The organism is Variovorax sp. WS11 (assembly GCF_010499245.1).
GTDB lineage: Bacteria > Pseudomonadota > Gammaproteobacteria > Burkholderiales > Burkholderiaceae_C > Variovorax.
Map to the genome: position 1 here is coordinate 3,737,778 of NZ_JAAGOW010000001.1, position 17,086 is coordinate 3,754,863.

17 protein-coding genes are annotated in these 17,086 nt (G+C 65.7%); 12 read left to right on the forward strand and 5 right to left on the reverse strand.

All coding sequences use genetic code 11. The annotated features are described in order from the left end of the window. Nucleotides 1-20: 20 nt before the first annotated feature. From GXN78_RS18355 to GXN78_RS18365, 3 genes are read left to right on the forward strand one after another with little or no spacing between them, the layout of a single operon-like run. Nucleotides 21-701: an amino acid ABC transporter permease gene (locus tag GXN78_RS18355; RefSeq protein ID WP_106554864.1), complete on the forward strand. Its 681-nt coding sequence runs from the start codon at nucleotides 21-23 to the stop codon at nucleotides 699-701. 6 nt (nucleotides 702-707) lie between these two features. Beyond that, nucleotides 708-1,373, forward strand: coding sequence for an amino acid ABC transporter permease (locus GXN78_RS18360; RefSeq protein ID WP_106554863.1), 666 nt, complete (start codon nucleotides 708-710; stop codon nucleotides 1,371-1,373). Between the two features lie 40 nt (nucleotides 1,374-1,413). Further along, complete coding sequence (locus GXN78_RS18365; protein WP_106554862.1) at nucleotides 1,414-2,145, forward strand: GntR family transcriptional regulator; 732 nt, start codon at nucleotides 1,414-1,416, stop codon at nucleotides 2,143-2,145. A 71-nt stretch (nucleotides 2,146-2,216) separates the two neighbouring features. Here the strand turns inward: GXN78_RS18365 and GXN78_RS18370 are convergent, their stop codons facing one another. Together GXN78_RS18370 and GXN78_RS18375 are read right to left on the reverse strand one after the other, a co-directional pair. Further along, a complete protein-coding gene (locus tag GXN78_RS18370; protein ID WP_106554861.1) occupies nucleotides 2,217-3,449 on the reverse strand; it encodes a CoA transferase in 1,233 nt (410 codons plus the stop codon). 103 nt (nucleotides 3,450-3,552) lie between these two features. Continuing rightward, nucleotides 3,553-4,233, reverse strand: coding sequence for a LysR substrate-binding domain-containing protein (locus GXN78_RS18375; protein ID WP_239142758.1), 681 nt, complete (start codon nucleotides 4,231-4,233; stop codon nucleotides 3,553-3,555). A 36-nt stretch (nucleotides 4,234-4,269) separates the two neighbouring features. Between GXN78_RS18375 and GXN78_RS41300 the strand changes: the two genes are divergently transcribed. The 9 genes from GXN78_RS41300 (at nucleotide 4,270) to GXN78_RS18415 (ending at nucleotide 14,334) form a co-directional block, all read left to right on the forward strand. Next, nucleotides 4,270-4,590 carry a hypothetical protein gene (locus GXN78_RS41300; RefSeq protein ID WP_239142759.1) on the forward strand — a complete coding sequence of 107 codons (321 nt, stop codon included), beginning with the start codon at nucleotides 4,270-4,272 and terminating at the stop codon, nucleotides 4,588-4,590. Between the two features lie 120 nt (nucleotides 4,591-4,710). Next, entirely contained in the window at nucleotides 4,711-5,346 is a 636-nt protein-coding gene (locus GXN78_RS18380) for a 2-hydroxychromene-2-carboxylate isomerase (RefSeq protein ID WP_106554859.1), read from the forward strand. Further along, the gene (locus tag GXN78_RS18385) at nucleotides 5,343-6,056 is read left to right on the forward strand and encodes a glutathione S-transferase N-terminal domain-containing protein (protein WP_106554858.1); all 714 of its coding nucleotides are present in this window, start codon (nucleotides 5,343-5,345) and stop codon (nucleotides 6,054-6,056) included. The genes GXN78_RS18380 and GXN78_RS18385 overlap by 4 nt, the downstream gene beginning before the upstream one ends. Before the next feature lie 18 nt (nucleotides 6,057-6,074). Further along, complete coding sequence (locus GXN78_RS18390; RefSeq protein ID WP_106554857.1) at nucleotides 6,075-7,343, forward strand: CoA transferase; 1,269 nt, start codon at nucleotides 6,075-6,077, stop codon at nucleotides 7,341-7,343. 18 nt (nucleotides 7,344-7,361) lie between these two features. Then, on the forward strand, nucleotides 7,362-8,762 hold the full coding sequence (gene gorA / locus GXN78_RS18395) for a glutathione-disulfide reductase (RefSeq protein ID WP_106554856.1): 1,401 nt from the start codon (nucleotides 7,362-7,364) through the stop codon (nucleotides 8,760-8,762). Between the two features lie 45 nt (nucleotides 8,763-8,807). Then, entirely contained in the window at nucleotides 8,808-9,770 is a 963-nt protein-coding gene (locus GXN78_RS18400) for a tripartite tricarboxylate transporter substrate-binding protein (RefSeq protein WP_239142829.1), read from the forward strand. Nucleotides 9,771-9,909: 139 nt separating this feature from the next. Continuing rightward, complete coding sequence (locus tag GXN78_RS18405; protein WP_106554854.1) at nucleotides 9,910-12,285, forward strand: ATP-binding protein; 2,376 nt, start codon at nucleotides 9,910-9,912, stop codon at nucleotides 12,283-12,285. Nucleotides 12,286-12,380: 95 nt separating this feature from the next. Beyond that, entirely contained in the window at nucleotides 12,381-13,160 is a 780-nt protein-coding gene (locus GXN78_RS18410) for an isocitrate lyase/phosphoenolpyruvate mutase family protein (protein ID WP_106554853.1), read from the forward strand. Between the two features lie 211 nt (nucleotides 13,161-13,371). After that, entirely contained in the window at nucleotides 13,372-14,334 is a 963-nt protein-coding gene (locus tag GXN78_RS18415) for an ABC transporter substrate-binding protein (protein WP_164255535.1), read from the forward strand. Between the two features lie 17 nt (nucleotides 14,335-14,351). Here GXN78_RS18415 and GXN78_RS18420 read toward each other — a convergent pair whose 3' ends face one another. The 3 genes from GXN78_RS18420 to GXN78_RS18430 are packed head-to-tail and all read right to left on the reverse strand — an operon-like array spanning nucleotide 14,352 to nucleotide 17,085. Then, nucleotides 14,352-15,368: a TetR/AcrR family transcriptional regulator C-terminal domain-containing protein gene (locus GXN78_RS18420; RefSeq protein ID WP_164255537.1), complete on the reverse strand. Its 1,017-nt coding sequence runs from the start codon at nucleotides 15,366-15,368 to the stop codon at nucleotides 14,352-14,354. Beyond that, entirely contained in the window at nucleotides 15,349-15,987 is a 639-nt protein-coding gene (locus tag GXN78_RS18425) for a TetR/AcrR family transcriptional regulator C-terminal domain-containing protein (protein WP_106554850.1), read from the reverse strand. The genes GXN78_RS18420 and GXN78_RS18425 overlap by 20 nt, the downstream gene beginning before the upstream one ends. A gap of 24 nt (nucleotides 15,988-16,011) precedes the next feature. Then, nucleotides 16,012-17,085, reverse strand: coding sequence for an HlyD family secretion protein (locus GXN78_RS18430; RefSeq protein WP_106554849.1), 1,074 nt, complete (start codon nucleotides 17,083-17,085; stop codon nucleotides 16,012-16,014). Between the last annotated feature and the right edge of the window lies 1 nt (nucleotide 17,086).

Here is a 17,086-nt window from a genome sequence, read left to right on the forward strand (position 1 = left end):
GCGCGGCAACGGCGGTCGACATGAACTACGACTGGGATTTCGGCGCGGTCTGGGCCTATCGCCAGATGTTGCTGGAGGGCGCGCTGGGCACGATGCGGATCGCCGCGGTGGCGATCCTCATGGGCGTCGTCATCGGGGCGCTGCTGGCCACGATGCGGCTGTCGAAACTGCGCTGGCTGGCGTATCCGGCCCTCTGGTTCACCGAGTTCTACCGAAACACGCCGCCGCTGGTGCACTTCTTCTGGGCGTTCTATGCACTGCCGGTGATCCTGGGCGTGAGCCTGGACCCCTACGCGGCGGCCATCATTGCGCTGTCCACGCAGTCCGGCGCTTTCTACGCCGAGGTGTTTCGGGGCGGTGTGATCTCGGTGGAGCGAGGGCAGTGGGAGGGCGCCCGTGCGCTGGGCATGAAACCTCACAAGGTCTTGCGGCGCGTCGTCCTGCCTCAGGCACTGCAACGCATGCTGCCGCCCTTCATGGAGCGTTCGTTCGAGCTGATCAAGACGACGGCGCTCGCCTCGACGCTGGCCTACTCGGATCTGCTCTACCAGGCGATGCAGGTCAATTCCATCACCTTCCGCCCCCTGGAGGTCTACACCTTCGTGGCGGGCATCTTCTTCATCACCTTGCTGGCCCTGAGCATGCTCGCCCATCTGCTCGAATCGCGTCTTTCGCGCGCCAGCTATCAAACCGCGCGGTGAGCCAACATGGAATTCTCCTGGGACTTCACGCCGGTTCTGCAGAACTACCCTGTCTTGCTGAAGGGCGTCGCGATGACGGCGCTGCTCTGGCTCATCGCATTCCCGGTCTCGATGCTGATCGGCTTCTTCATCGCGCTGGCCACCGGCTCGCACAACAGGCTTGCCGTCGGCATCGGACGCTCGTATGTCGAGCTGTTCCGCAACACGCCGGTCATGATCCAGCTGATCTGGTTCTTCTACGCCTTTCCCATCCTCACCGGCCAGCAGCTGACGCCCATCGTCGCCGCACTGTGCGGCCTGGTCCTGAACGCGTCGGCCTACTGCTCGGAGATCTTCCGGGGCGGCATGGCCTCGGTGCCCAACGGTCAGTGGGAAGGTGCCAGGGCATTGGGGATGAGCCGCCAGCAGCTGATGCGGCGCGTCATCGTGCCGCAGGTTTTCGCGCGGATGCTGCCGGCCTTCACCAACCGCGGCATCGAGTTGGCCAAGAACACTTCCATCGCATCGGTCATCGCAGTGCAGGAGCTGATGTACCAGGGTCGGGCGCTGTCGGCCGCGTTCTACCGGCCGCTGGAAATCCTGACAGCGGTCGGCATCATCTACTTCCTGCTGATCTATCCGGGTTCGTACCTGGCCTCGCGGCTGGAAAAACGATTCGCGCTTCGCGCTTGAGCACATCGGCCGAGATCCGAAGGACAATCGGCGCACCACCATGAGCAGCATTCCCAAGTTCGCACCCGTCCCGACCCTCACGCGGCGTGACCAGGTCGCGGAGACCCTGCGCCGCGCCATCCTGTCCGGCCAGGTGGCGCCGGGAACTCAGCTGATCGAGAGTCGCCTGGCGGCCGACCTGGCAGTGAGCCGCGGCCTCCTGCGCGAAGCGATTCGGGAGTTGATCGAGAGCGGGCTGGCCGTCAATCGGCCCTACGCGGGCACCTTTGTCGCCGAGGTCAATGCCAGCGTGCTGCGTGACGTCTACGAGATGCGCCGCGTGATGGAGCGCCAGGCCTACATCCGCATCTGGCCGCAACGGGATCAGTCCTTCAGGACCGAGCTGCAACACCGCTTCGACCAGATGATCGAGGCGGTCAAGGGTGACGATCTGTCCGAGGAGATTCGGGCGGAGGCGCACTTCCACGGCCTCGTGTACGAGCGCTGCGGCAACCACCTGATGCCCGCCTTCTGGCAGCAGATGACCCAGAAGACGCAGTTGGGTTTCGCCATCTGCCAGATCGCGCATGCGCCCAAGGTGGACTTCGAGGAAAACCACCACAAGTTCCTTGAATGTGCCTTGGGCGAAAGTCTGGAAGAGATGCTTGCCGAGCTGGACGCGCATCTCGATCGTGGCCTCGCGACGATCCAGTTCGAGACGGAATCGCCGATGTCTTCGGGGGCAGTGGCTTTGGCCTCGTCAGAGTCGGTCATTCCGTTGAAGCATCATTGAGTCGACACGACACGACACGACACGACACGTCGCTTCTTCTCTCTCCAATCCAGGATCGAGCGCTGCAGCCCCTAAATGACCCCGCCTCGACGCAGTTCCGCCATGTCGGCTGCCTCGACGCCCGCGAGGCGCCGCAATACCTCCGTCGTGTGCTCGCCCGGCTGCGGCGCGGGCGCATCGTATCCGCCCGGCGTTCGACTGAACTTCAGCGGGAATCCGGGGGCCAGGCCCTTTACGAAGCTTTGTGCCAACGGATTGAAGACCCGATCGACCATCCGCCGCTCCTGCAAGTGCGGCCAATCCATGACTTGATCGATTTCTCGAACCGGACTGCACGGTACCTTGCCTGCGCCCAAGGCAGCGACCACTTCGAGTGTGCTTCGCCGGCCGGTCCACTCCGCCACCACCGCATCGACCTGCTCGTTGTTCTCGAGGCGCCAAGCAAGGCGGCTGAAACCGGGATGGTCGAGGAGGTCGAGGCGATCGACGATCTTCAGCAGCGCGATCCAGTCCTCCTGCGTCGCCGCGCCGGCCACGACCCAGCCATCGAGGGTGGGATAGGCATTGAAGGGCGAGAAACGCATGATGCGGCTTCCCTGCTGGTGATCGAGGCCCAGTTCGCGATAGCAGTCCAGCGGCTCGTCGAAAATCAGCGAGAACAGACAGTCGGCCATCGAGACATCGACAGCCTGGCCTTCGCCCGTGCGCTCGCGGTGGAGCAGGGCTGCGACGACGCCACTGGCCGCGAACACGCCGGCAATGGTGTCCGAGATGGGGGAACCCGCCTTCATCGGCCCGGCACCCGCCTGGCCTGTGATGCTCATCATTCCGACGGCTGCCTGGATCATCGGGTCGTAGGCCTTCAGCGACCGGTCGGGCCCGGTCGAACCGTAGCCGGTCAGCGCGCAGTAGACGATCGACGGATTCGCTTCGCGCAACTTCTCGTACCCGATCTCCAACCGATCCGAAACACCGACGCTGAAGTTCTCGATGACCACGTCGGCCCGCGCCACCATCGCCAGGAAGATCTCGCGGCCACGCGGGGATTTCAGGTCCAGCGTGATCGACTGCTTCGAGCGGGCTCGCTTGAGGTAAGCCAAGCCCATATCCTGGTCGGTCCTTCTTTCAAAGGACACGCCCTGCGGGCCGGCGAACGGCGGCGCGAAGGCTGTCGGGTCGCCACCCTTGGGCTCGTCGATCTTGATGACCTCCGCGCCCATCCCGGCAAGGAGGAGCGTGGCCTGCGGTCCGGACAGAAACCGGGTGAGGTCGAGGACGATGATCCCTTCGAGAATCTTCTTCATGGAAATGCCGTAGTGCTGGCGCAGGTGTCGATGAAGCACGCAGTCTAGGAAGAAGCGTTCGCGAGCCGGTAATAGGGGATGGGCCTGCGGGTATCGCTCGAACTTATGGCTCTGTCGCCTGGCCTTGCCTCGCCGGCTTGGCGCCTGTCCAGGCACCGGTGCGCATCAGTGACGCGCTCACCTCGACGATGAGGTTCCACAAGCACTCCGCAGCTGCGCTCAGCGGAACGATGTCATAGGTGCACAGGGATACCTCGCGCCAAAGCTCGCGGTCGGAGATGCGATGCGCGCTGACGCCATCGTGCCTGGTCGCCCCGAGCAGAGACGAGGCCGAGAGGATGGTCGCCCCCAGGCCGGTCGACACCACCGATTTGATCGTCGCCAGCGAGTCGAGCTCCGCGACGACGTTCAGGGGCAGCGCGGCGTCGCGGAACAAGCGGTCGATGAACTGCCTCGTGGCATTGGCACTGCCCGGCAGCACGAAGTCGTAACCCGCCGCTTGCGCCATCGTGACCGGCCGGCCGAAGCGACGCTTTCCGGCGGTCAGCAGGAAGAGTTCCTCCTCGAGCACCGGCGTGACCCGCAGCGGACCGCTCTTGACGCGAACCGCGTCCGTGCGCGAAGGCGCGGCACGCTCGTAATCGAAGAGCAAGGCCATCTCCACGCGTCCGTTTGCCACCAGCTCTTTCAAATGACCGCTCAGAGCTTCGATCACCTGGAGGCGAACACCCGGATGGCGATCGCGCGTGGCTGCGACAAGCGGTGCGGCCAGCACATTGGCCACGCTGGTCGGCATGCCGATGGAGACCTCGCCGGTGGGTTGACTGCCCACGTGCTGCACATCGGATTTGAGGCGCTCCATTTGGCGCAGCATGCTTTGCGCGCGACTGTAGAAGACCTGTCCCGCTTCGGTAGGCGTGACGCCTCGCACCGAGCGCGCGAGCAGTCGAACGCCAAGCTCGCCTTCGAGGTTCGCGAGCTGCTGGCTCAGCGCGGGCTGCGCAATGTGGAGGTCGCGCGCCGCGCGCGACAAGCTGCCGAGTTCGACGATCCGAACAAAGTACCGCAGCTGGCGGATTTCCATCCTGATCACCTTTGCAAGGGGAACGCTTGGGCGCTGCTGCCCAGCGACGAGGGGTAGAGGGGGCTATAGATCGCCCTTATACCGCAATGTTGATTCCATATTTTCGCTTATCGAGGCGTCTTCCTAGACTGCCCTCACACGAACAGATGGACGCCTTGAACGGCCGGAAACCGAACCATGAACAGCAGCAAGCAAGTCGAGATGTATTGGGACGCGGGCAGCACGAATACCTACTTCGCGATCAAGTTGATCAAGCCCATCCTCGAGCGCCACGGCGCGACCCTGGTGCTTCACCCCTACAACGTCGGTTATGTCTTCCGCTCGAACAACTACGAGCTCATGAAGGAGCCGAAGGAAAAGTTGCGCTACCGCAAGGCCGACCTCATGCGCTGGGCTGCGAAGTACCGGCTGCCCTTCCAGATCCCGCGGCAGTTCCCGATCAAGTCGAGCCGCATCCTGCGCGGATCGCTTGCCATGCGCCGACAGTCGCTCGAAATCCAGTTCGTCGAGGCGGTGTTCGACGCCTATTGGGAGCGCGGCGACGCCTCTGTCACAGAGTTCGCCGGCTTGCGGCCGATCGTCGAGAGTCTGGGGGTCGAACCGGACTGGTTCGAGCACCTGGCGGCCAGTGACGAGATCGCGGCCGAGGTGGCCGCAAGCACCGACCGCGGCATCCAGCGTGGCGTGTTCGGAGTGCCCAGCATCTTCGTGGGCGATGCGATGTTCTGGGGCAAGGACCGCATGGAATTCGTCGACGAGGAACTGGAGCGCCTGGGTGCCTCGCAGCCGGTCGGCACGGAGGACCGGGCATGATCGACCTCTACTTCTGGAGCACGCCAAACGGCTACAAGGTGTCGATTCTGCTGGAGGAGCTTGGCGTCCCGTACCGCGTGATTCCGGTGCACATCGGCAAAGGCGAACAGTTCCAGCCGGAGTTTCTTGCGATCAGCCCCAACAACAAGATCCCGGCCATCGTGGATCCGCATGGGCCCGACGGTGAGCCCATCGCACTGTTCGAATCCGGCGCAATCATGATGTACCTCGCCGAGAAAGCGGGCGCCGCGGGGGAAAGCTTTCTGCCCGCCGGCGTTCGCCAGCGCTGCGAAGTCATCCAGTGGCTCATGTTCCAGATGGGCGGCGTCGGCCCGATGCTGGGGCAAGCCCATCACTTCCGGAAGTACGCGCCCGAGACCATTCCCTATGCAGTCGATCGCTACACGAACGAGGCCACCCGGCTTTACCGCGTGATCGACAAGCGGCTGTCCGAGGCGGCGTTCCTCGGCGGGGCGGCCTATTCGATCGCCGACATGGCCACTTATCCCTGGCTGCGCGCCTACAAGTGGCAAGGGCAGGACATCGAGGACTATCCCCACCTGAAGCGCTGGTACCTCGAAGTCCGCGGGCGGCCTGCGGTGCAGCGCGGCCTGGCCGTGCTCGAAGAGAAAGTCGACCGCTCCGGCGCCAAGCCTGACGGCGAGCGCTGGAACAACCTGTTCGGAAGCGCGCAGTTCGACAAGCACTGACCGAAAAGGCACGACGACATGACATCACCCATGCTCAAGGGCTTCCGTGTCCTCGATCTCACGCAGATCGTGGCGGGCCCGACCTGTACCCGGATCATGGCCGAGCTCGGTGCCGAGGTGGTCAAGCTCGAACTCGCTCCTTTCGGCGACCGGACCCGTGTGGGAGGACTTCGCACCACCCGACCCGAGCTCAAGGGCGACACGCAGAGCACCTACTTCTTTCAGCACAACCATTCGAAGAAGAGCCTGGCGCTCGATTTCAAGAATCCGAAAGGCCGCGCGCTGATCAAGCGCCTCGCGACCGAGTTCGACGTGCTGGTCGAGAACTTCTCGCCCGGCGTCATGCAACGCGCAGGCCTGGGCTACGAAGACCTGCGGCGGATCAACCCACGCCTTGTGATGTGCTCGATCTCGCTGGCGGGCCAGAGCGGGCCTCTGAGCCAAAAGCCGGGCTACGACTACATCGCGCAGGCCTATGCCGGAATCACCGACCTGATCGGAGCGCCGCAAGGGGATCCGGCGCTGATCACGATGGCGATCGGCGACACGTCCACGGGCCTCGCTGCGGCGATGGCGGTCGGCTTCGCACTGCTGCACCGCGAGCGCACCGGCGAGGGACAGCACGTTGAAGCCACCCTGCTGGACACCTACTTCCACATGCACGAGGTCGCGGTGCCGCGGGTGGCACTGAGGAAGAACTACACGCCCCGGCGCACCGGATCGCAGCACCCCGATGGCGGGCCGACGGGCATCTTCCGCTGCTCGGACGGCAGCTACGTGAGCATCGCGACCCTGCCCCACCAGTGGAAGGCCTTCGTCAGCGTCCTCGGGACGCCCGAACTGCTCGCCGATCCGCGCTTCGCCACCGCTTCCCTGCGCCGCGACAACAACGAGGCGTTGAAGGACATCCTGGAGCGCTGGCTTGCGGGATTTCCATCGCGGGACGCGGCCGTCGCGAAACTGGAAGAGAACCGCATCCCGGTTGCGCCGGTGCTCACGCTGAACGAAGCCATGGCACATCCGCATCTGCGCGAACGCGGCACCGTGCGCCGCGTGCATGACCGGGCACTCGGAACGTTTGACGTGCCGGGCATGCCGGTGAAGTTCTCCGCATGGCCGATCGCGCATGAACTGCGCGCCGATCGACTTGGCGAGCACAACGAGGCGCTGCTGCGCAAGCATCTCGGCCTCAGTGCGGAGGAGATAGCGCTCCTGCATGAAGAGGGTGTTCTGGTGCAAGACCCCATGCTCGACAGGCTCGCGTCGGCATCTGCGACCGGCGCCTGAACCGAGGGCTTGCACACCATGACAAAGACCTCGATCCTCGATGTGGACCTGTTCGTCATCGGCGCTGGTTCCGGCGGCGTTCGCGCGGCGCGCATTGCCGCAGGCCATGGCGCTGCAGTCGCCATCGCCGAATCCGACCGCGTCGGGGGCACCTGCGTGATACGCGGATGCGTTCCGAAGAAGCTGCTGGTGGTCGCAAGCCGCTTTGCGGAGACCTTCGATGCGGCGTCCGGCTTCGGCTGGAGTCACGCCGGGCGGCACTTCGATTGGAAAACCCTGATCGGCAACACGCAGGGCGAAGTGGCCCGGCTCGAGTCGCTGTATCGTGGAAACCTCGAGGCCTCGGGCGTGGTCCTGTGCCAGGAGCACGCTTGCCTCGTCGATGCGCACACGATCCGCCTGCGCAGCGGCCGTCTGATTCGAGCCCGGCACATTCTGGTCGCGACCGGCGCTCGAGCGGTGCGACCCGAATTTCCCGGCGCCGAGCACCTGCTGAGCTCCGATGATCTGTTCGAACTGCCGGCACTGCCACGCAGCTTCTGCGTCATGGGTGGAGGCTATATCGCTGTCGAGGTGGCCGGGCTGCTGGCGGGCCTCGGTGTCTCGACCACCCTCGTGCATCGCGGCAGTCAGCTGTTGCGCGGCTTCGATGAAGATCTGCAGCGCAGCCTGCACCAGGCGTTGGTGGAGCGCGGCATCCGGGTGGAGTTGAACGCAGTCGTTTCGCGCGTCGATGCGGCCGGCGAGGGCTTTCAGATCCGCCTTGCGGATGGCCGCAGCCTGGCCGCCGATCGGGTGCTTGCCGCCACGGGACGCAGGCCGAACACCGATGGCCTCGGGCTCGAAGCGGCCGGTGTCTCGCTCGATGGCGCGGGTGCGATTCCAGTCGATCAGGACTCTCGCACCAGAATTCCGGGCATCTTCGCGGTCGGCGATGTCACGAACCGCGTCAACCTTACGCCGGTCGCCCTCCGCGAGGGGCAGGCAGTGGCAGAGCTGCTCTTTGGCAGCCGAACAGCGCCTGTGGACCATCGGAACGTGCCGACCGCCGTCTTCTCGACTCCCGAGATCGGCACTGTGGGGCCGTCCGAACAGCAGGCGCGCGAGCTCTATCCACGGCTGCAGGTCTATCGGTCGTCTTTCGTTCCGCTGGCCTCTGCGTTGAGCCGGCGAAAGGATCGGATGCTCATCAAGCTGCTGGTGGACGGCGACAGTGGCCGGGTCGTGGCCGCCCATCTGCTCGGCACGGATGCGGCGGAGCTGATCCAACTCATGGCGGTCGCGATCCGCGGCGGCCTCACCAAATCGGACTTCGACGCGACCGTCGCGGTGCACCCCACCGTCGCGGAGGAACTGGTCACTCTCCGAATGGCCGTTCCTGCTGCGCCGTCGATGGCTGCCGCTGCCACCGTCGACTAGGCCCGGAATGCTCGAGGCTTCGGCAACTCCAGGAGACAAGACATGATGAAGAGATTGATCGCGACCGCCGTTCTCGGCGCCTGTGTCGTCGCAAATGCTCAGACCTATCCGAGCAAGCCGGTGATCCTCGTGGTGCCGTTCTCTCCAGGCGGCCCCACGGATGTGGTGGCCCGCAGCCTGGCGCTGGCAATGGGGCGCACGCTCGGCCAATCGGTGATCGTCGAGAACAAGGCCAGTTCCGGCGGCATCGTCGGCAGCGAGGCCGTGCAGCGCGCCGAGCCCGACGGCTACACGCTTCTGATCCACAACATCGGCATGTCGACCTTGCCCGCGCTGTCGCGCAATCTGCGCTTCAATCCGCTCAAGGATTTCGCCTACGTCGGTGAGGTGGTCGACGTTCCCATGACCCTTGTGGGACGCAAGGATCTGAAGCCTGCAGGCTTCAAGGAACTGCAACCGTATCTCAAGGTGCAGCAGCGCCAGGTCAACATCGCCAATGCCGGAATGGGCACCGCCTCGCATCTGTGCGGACTGCTGCTGATGAGCCGGCTCGACGTCGCGATGACGTCGGTGTCGTACAAGGGTGCGGCTCCGGCGCTCACCGATCTGATGGGAGGCCACGTCGACCTTCTCTGCGACCAGGTGACGACCACGACGCAGCCCATTCGCGGGGGCCTCGTGAAAGCCTACGGGGCGACGACCGCTGAGCGCCTCCCGACGCTGGCAGAGGTCCCTACCTTGTCCGAGCAAGGCTTGAGCGAGTTTCGGATTGCGGTGTGGCATGGCGTGTACGCCCCCAAGGCCACGCCCAAGGAGATCGTGGACCGCTTGGCTGGAGCGCTGCGCGCCGCATTGGTTGACAAGGGCTTCGAGGAAGCGATGGCCAGGCTCGGCGCGCTGCCGGTGTCGCCGGACCGCGCGTCGCCCGCCGGATTGCAAAAGCAACTCGCGCGCGAGATCGAGCGCTGGACGCCCATCATCCAGAGGGCGCACGTCTATCTCGACTGAGGTGGTGAAAAGCCCTCGGGCGGGTCGAGTCAGGCAGCCTGCGCGGGTGTATGCTGCCCCGATTCTCGTCCTGCAGGGACGCTTCAGGCGCGGCCTCCCACGGTCTTCGGAGGCAGCGCGCAGCCTCGGAGCAAGAAGGGTGCGCCCCAAGCTGTTGACCCGCAAGGAGCTGTCGCCGGCCAAGACTGCTTCGCTCGAAGAGCGAGTGATGCAGGCAGGCGCGCTGCGGTATGCGCTGGCGCCCGCGTGGGTGCTGCTCGCAGTGCTGGTGTACCTCTCGCCCGCCGGTCCGATTCTCAGTCTTGCGGGCTTGTTCATGTTTGCCGTGATCGCCGCGGCGTGGTTCGGCGGCGCCGGCCCCGGACTCGTGGCTGCAGTGCTGGCCACGTTCACGCTCCCCCAGCTGATTGCAGTGACCTATCCGTTGCTCGGCGGCTTTCTCGATCTGCCCCGCTTCATCACGTTCTCCGTCGTGGGATGGATCGTGGGGTGGGGGAGCTCCCGACGAGCCAGGGCACTGCGCGACCAGGAGCGCTACGCGCGTGCCATGGGGGCGAGCGACGATGGTTTCTGGGACTGGATCGTCGCCGACGACGCCATCTACACCTCGCCGCGCTTGCTGGAGATCTATGGCTTTGCGCCCGGCACGCGCTTCGCCGGTCGCGATGACCTTGTCGCACGGATTCCGTTTCACCCCGAGGATCGCCCGCTGTTGCTGCGGGCGTTCACGGAACACTTCGCCGGCAAGACGGTGCGCTACGACGTCGAGCCCCGAGTCATCCGGAACGGGGAGACGCGTTGGGTGCACCTGACCGGCATCGCAGCGCGCGATCCTTCCGGCGCTGTCGTTCGCTGGACCGGCACGGTGCGGGACGTGACGGAGCGCAAGCGCGCCGAAGAGGCGCTGCGCGAATCCGAGCAACGCTACGAGCTCGCAATGGCTGCGAGCGAGTCGGGATACTGGGATTGGCAAGTCCCCACCAACAAGTATGTGGTCTCGCCGAGAGCGTACGAACTGAGCGGGTATCCGCCTGGAACCAAGTGGGTGAACAGGGACGAGTACAGGGCACGCATCAACATGCACCCGGAGGATTTCACGCGATGGGAAGCTGCGCGGGAGGCGTTGTTCGCCGGAACCGGCGACCGGCTCGCCATGGAGGTGCGCTACATCGTCCGCGGCGAGGCCCGCTGGCACAGCCTCCAGGCCATCTGCAGGCGCGACGACGCCGGCAAGGTCATCCGGTGGACCGGCTCGACCACCGACATCACGGCGCGCAAGCTGGCCGAGCAAGAGCTGAAGACAATGGAACGCAAGCTGCGCCAGGCGCAACAGCTCGAGTCGATGGGAACGCTGGCGGGCGGAATCGCGCACGACTTCAACAACATCCTCGGCGCGATCCTCGGCTACGGCGAGATGGCGCTGCGCGACGCGCCCAAGGGGAGCCGCCTCGCGCGCGACCTCGACAGCATCATGGTCGCCGGCGAGCGCGGGCGCGCGCTCGTCGAGCGCTTGCTGGCCTTCAGCCGCAGTGCGGTCGGCGAGCGTGTGCCGGTCCATGTCGAGCGGGTGGTACGCGAAGTGCTCGACCTGGTTTCGGGGAAGTTGCCGCCGAGCGTGGCCGTGCAGGCCAGGCTGCACGCGGGGCCCGCGGCGGTACTCGGCGACGCGACACAGGTGCACCAGGTGGTGGCCAATCTTGCGACCAATGCCATCCAGGCCATGCCGGCCGGCGGAACCTTGCGTATCGAGCTCGCCATCGAGCGCGTCGAGGTGCCTCGCGTCGGGACGATCGGTGCGCGCGGGCCGGGAGAGTATGTCGTGCTGACGGTCGCGGATACCGGCGCCGGCATGGCGCCGGAGATCATCGATCGCATCTTCGACCCCTTCTTCACCACCAAGGAAGTGGGCACCGGTACTGGCCTGGGACTGTCGCTCGTGCACGGCATCGTCACCGAGCTCGGCGGCGCGATCGACGTCGCGAGCACGCCCGGCATCGGCAGCACGTTCATCGTCTACATGCCGCGCTCCGGGGACGCGGCGGAGCCAGACGAAGAAAAGGAACCGAGCCTGGCACGCGGCGACGGCCAGCGCGTGCTGGTCGTCGACGACGAAGAGCCGTTGATGCAGCTTGCGACCCGCATCCTGGCGGAGCTGGGCTATGTGCCCATCGGCTTCAGCTCGAGTACGGCTGCGCTCGCGGCGTTTCGTGCCGACCCCGAGCACTTCGATGCTCTCGTCACCGACGAGCGCATGCCGGAAATGTCGGGCTCCGCGCTGATCCGCGAAGTGCGTGGCATGCGCAGCACCATGCCCGTCGTGCTGATGAGCGGCTACCTGGGAGCGACGGCGGGGAAGGCGGGTGAAAGCGCTTCGGGCGATGCGCGTGGCGTGGCGCCGGAAGGCGTCTCGGCGATCGTGGCCGACGAAGTCCTGCAGAAGCCGCTTTCGGCGCGCGACCTCGCGACCGGCCTGGCCAGGGTGTTCGCGCCCCGGGCTGGAAGGGGCGACACCTAGTTCCTTGGATTTTTCGGCCGAGTCGCTATTCTTGTGGATGCCATTCCTCGCGGGGCCGCGGGGGACTTCACCATCACTGACGACGAGCTTGCACCATGACCGGTCAAACGAAATCTGGTGGACACGACCTTGCCGCGGACGCCGAGAAGCTGCGCAAGCTGCATGTTCCGGGCGATCCTCTGCTCTTGGCCAACGTTTGGGACCCCGAGAGCGCCCGCGTCGTCGAAGCCGCCGGCATGCGCGCGATTGCCACCGCCAGCGCGGCGCTTGCGCCCGTGAACGGGTACGAGGATCACGGCCATCTTCCACCCGATGTCGCGTTCGGTGCGCTTCGACGCATTACTGACGCCGTGACGCTGCCGGTCACGGCCGACCTGGAGGATGGCTACGGACTGTCGCCGCAGGAATTCGTCGATCGGCTTGCCGGCGCAGGCGCCTGCGGGGCCAACCTCGAAGACACCGATCATCGTGCCGGCGCTCTGGTCGACGCCGATCGGCACGCGGAACGCATTGCCTCCATCAAGGCAGCGGCGCGTGCCCGTGGCTTCGACCCGGTCATCAACGCGCGCATCGACGTGCACTATCGCCAAGGCCCTCTGGAGGAGGGCCTGAAGCGCGCGCGGAAGTACCTCGATGCCGGTGCCGATTGCGTCTACCCGATCTTCTTGTCGGACGCATCGGCCATACGCCAGTACGTCGCTCTCGGCCCGACGAACATCCTGTACGGACCGGAAAGCATCGCGATTTCCGAGCTCGCCGGGCTGGGCGTGGCGAGGCTCAGCGTCGGGCCGTTTCTGTTCCGGCTCCTGCTGAAGCGGCTCGAGGCTGCTGCCGATGCGTTCCGCCGGCACGACGACAAGGGCATCTGGGCCTGATTGCCGGATCTCGCGCGGCGCACGCTTGCGCTCAGTCGTCGTCCCAGTCGTAGCTTCCCGCCCGCGACGGTCGCGGCGTCGATGCCCGAACTCGTGCGCTCAGGTCGACGCCGAGCGCTGGCGCGAAGGCTGGCAACGCACGATACTTGCCCCCACTCCCGTGGCGGAGAGCAAGGATACAGACGGAGTGGACAGCCTCAGAAGAATCCTCTTGACGCTCGCGATGGGTGCTGCCTGTGCCCCGCGCGCCTCCTTCGCGCAACGGCCATCGTCGAAGCTGATGCGCATCGGATACCTGGACACCAGCTCGGCGCGCATCGCGAGCGACCGGCTCAATCGGCTTCGGGCAGGCCTGCGCGACCTGGGGTACGTCGAGGGCAAAGACATCGCCATCGAGGCCCGGTGGGCAGAAAGCGCCTACGAGCGTCTTCCCGATCTCGCGGCGGCGTTGCTGGAGCAGAAGCTGGACGTCATGGTGGCCGCGGGGCCCGCTGCCATCCAGGTCGTCCGGCAAGCCACGACCACCTTGCCCATCGTCTTCGCGGCGAGCGGCGATCCGCTCGTCTTCGGCTTTGTTCAGAGCCTGTCGCGGCCGGGAGGCAACGTGACCGGCGTGTCGAGCGTCGGTGCCGACCTCAGCTACAAGTACCTGGAGTTTCTGCGCGAGGCGATCACCAGCCTCTCGACGGTCGCCGTGCTGGTGAATCCCGGTCATCCGGGCCACGCTGTCTACTTGAAGAACATCCAGACGGCGGCGCGGGAGGCCGTGCGGGTCCTTCCCATGCAGGTGGCGAGCGCCGGCCAGATCGAGGCTGCTTTCGGTGCGATCAGGAAGAGCCGCGCGCAGGCGCTCATCGTGCCTGGCGACGGGCTGTTTTTCTCACAGGCGCGGCGGATCGCCGAACTCGCCGTCCAGCAACATCTGCCCACGCTGTTCTCGACCCGGGAACCCGTTCAGGCCGGTGGCTTGATGAGCTACGGCCCGAACCTGGCGGAGCAGTTCTACCGGGCAGCGAGCTACGTCGGCAAGATACTGGGAGGTGCGCACCCCCGGGATTTGCCTGTCGAGCAACCCACGACCTTCGAACTGGTCATCAACCTCAAGACCGCCAAGGCGATCGGGCTGACCCTGCGGCGGGAACTGCTCCTGCGGGCCGATGTTCTGGTGGAGTGAGGCCCGGAAACACGCAGCTATGCGACACGCAGACGCTGCAATCTGCCCGTCGCACAAGCGCCGCGCAGGAACGTTGCCACGACGGACGATGCATGGACGTGAATCTCGATGGGACTGGGCGACGCCCGCAGTCCGAAGACGATCTCCAGCAGCAGATCCCCCCGCAGCATCGACACGAACCGGCGCGCTGCAAGCCTGCAATCGTCGAAGCCGACTTCGCCGCGGCGCCTTGCATCCTCCAGCACCTCGCAGATGCGGTCGATCGCCCGCTGCGGCCCGAAGGTCCAGTAGGCGCCCGCGGCGTCCTTGAATCGGTTGGAATCGGACACCGCCGCCTTGTACAGGCTGATCGCCGACGAAGACGTCATGGCGCTCATGACGCCGGTGCCAAGAGCCAGCAGGACTTCCTCCAGCGGCTCGTCGCCTCGCCTGGGGAGCAGCTTCAAGGCCTTGTCGGCATTCTTGTTCGCCACGCGCTCGAAGTGGTCGCACAGGAATTGCGACAGGTCGACCGGCTCCGTGCCGGCCTCGGCCAGGAGTCGCCGATAGAGCCCGTTGGGCGTCCACGTCCAGTAGGAGCGGCCGAGCAGCAAGGAAACCAGCACCGCGCAGTTCGACCAGCCGCGCGCCTGGCTGCCTTGTCCCGGAATCGCCTCGCGCACCTTGAGGATGTTGCCGACGGCGCCCCAGCGGAGGAACTTGATGGCTTCGTCGAGCGTCAGGACGTTGACCATCATCCGTGTCCACCACGGTTCCAGGAGCAGCCATGTGTCGTCGTCGACCAGCCGCATCGCGAAGACGTGCTTGTGCTTGGGATTGGTGAAGCGATGCCACCATTGCCGTTGCAGGCCAGGGACGAAGCAGACGTACCAATGGCCTTCATGGACGGTGATCGGCGAACCGTCGGCGTCGATCTCCATCGCCAGTTCGTCCGGGACGCCGGGGACGTGCGAACGACCATCGGTGGTGCCGCGCGGAACGGGATCCGTGTTCGACGCCAAGGCCCTGATCAGCTTAGTGAGCGACATGCGCATTCTCGGCTCCTGTGTGAATGCCGGCACAGAACAGGTCGACGATCTGCGAGACATCGCCCTGGTCATGGGACGAGTCCTTCGACACGTCGGAAGGAAAGGTGTCGGAAAGGTCGAAGCTGGCCCTGAGCAGCGCCAGGAGGTGACTCGCCAGCGCGTGGCTGTCTTCTTCCAGCACGATGCCGGCCCCCCGTGCAGCTTCGAAGAAGCGGGCCAGCTCGGCCGTCAGCAAGCCCGGGCCGTGCTTGTAGAAGTCACGGCCGATGCCGGTGTTCCGGATGACGTCGGTGAGCGCGATTCGATAAAGGCGCTTCAGCTGCGCGGCCGAGTACACGTTCGTGACTCGATGGCCGAATGCAATGAGTTTGGGCCGGAAAGACGCCGCCGTCGTGGGGCCCTCGAGCGGCTCCAGCATCGAGGCCGCGAGCATCTCTGCCAGGGCAATGACGAGGCCTTGGTTGTTGCCGAACGCGTCGGCGATCTCCTGGGCGCCGAGATCGGTCGTGGCGATGACGGCCTCGATGCTCCTGACGCCGCTGTCCGCGGCCCGAAGAGCATCTGCCACTTCGCTCAGGATGGTGTATCGCCGGTTCTCGGCGACCGATGGCTGGACCATGGACATGGAGGCGCTCCTTTCGGCTTGGGGTCAGAGGTTGGGTGCTGTCCACGCCGGTGCCGAGCCGCGCCGTTGATCGACATGGATCTTCGGCGTGACGGACATGCCGACCCTCAGCTTGGCCACCGCGGCTTGACCGGGATCGATGCGGATGCGAACGGGAAGCCGCTGCACGATCTTCGTGAAGTTGCCCGTGGCGTTGTGGGGCGCCACGGCGGAGTAGCTGGCGCCGCTGGCCGGTCCCAGGCTTTCCACCACGCCTTTCAGCACCTCGCCCGGCAAGGCATCGACTTCGATGTCCACGGCGTGGCCGGCCTGCACGCGCGCCAGCTGCGTCTCGCGGAAGTTGGCGGCGACGTAGACCGCGTCGAGCGGAACGATTGCGAGCAACGGCTTTCCCGCGCTCACGAAGGCCCCGACGCGCACCGATTTGTGCCCGATCGTCCCGTCGACCGGCGCCGTGATGCGCGTATAGGAAAGCTTGAGCTCCGCGGCGTCCTGCGCAGACTGCGTCTGCGAAAGTGCCGCCTTGGCCTTCTCGAGGTCGGCCCTGAGAACGCCGGTCTGCTGACGGGCAGCCTGCAGTCCCGCCAGGTCCTTCTCTCGTGCCGCCAGCTGGATGCTCAACTGCGCTTCGGCCTGTTGCAGGGCCTGCACGGTGCCCGATCCGTCTGCGGCGAGGTTGCGATAGCGCGCCTGGTTCGTCTTGGCCAGCTTGAACGAAGCGTCGTTCGCCTCCACGGCGGCTTGTGCCTGGCGGATCGCCGATTCCTGGAGGATCAGGCGCGCCTGCAGCCCGGCGATGTTTGCCTTGGCGCCTTCGACCTGGGCCTTCGCCGCGCTCACGGCAACGACGAAATCACGGTCGTCGATGGTGGCGAGCAAGTCGCCGGCCTTCACGGGCTGGTTGTCTTCGATCAGGACCTTCTCCACCGTTCCCGACACCTGGGGCGCCACGGTCGTGAAGTCGGCTTGCACGTAGGCGTCATCCGTGGACTGCGTGGAGGCGCTGGAGGCGGGGCGGTTCAGGTAGAGCGCGCCGCCGATCACGACTGCGAGCAGCAGTGCGGCACTGGTGATCCTGGCTGTCTTCGGCAATGCCATG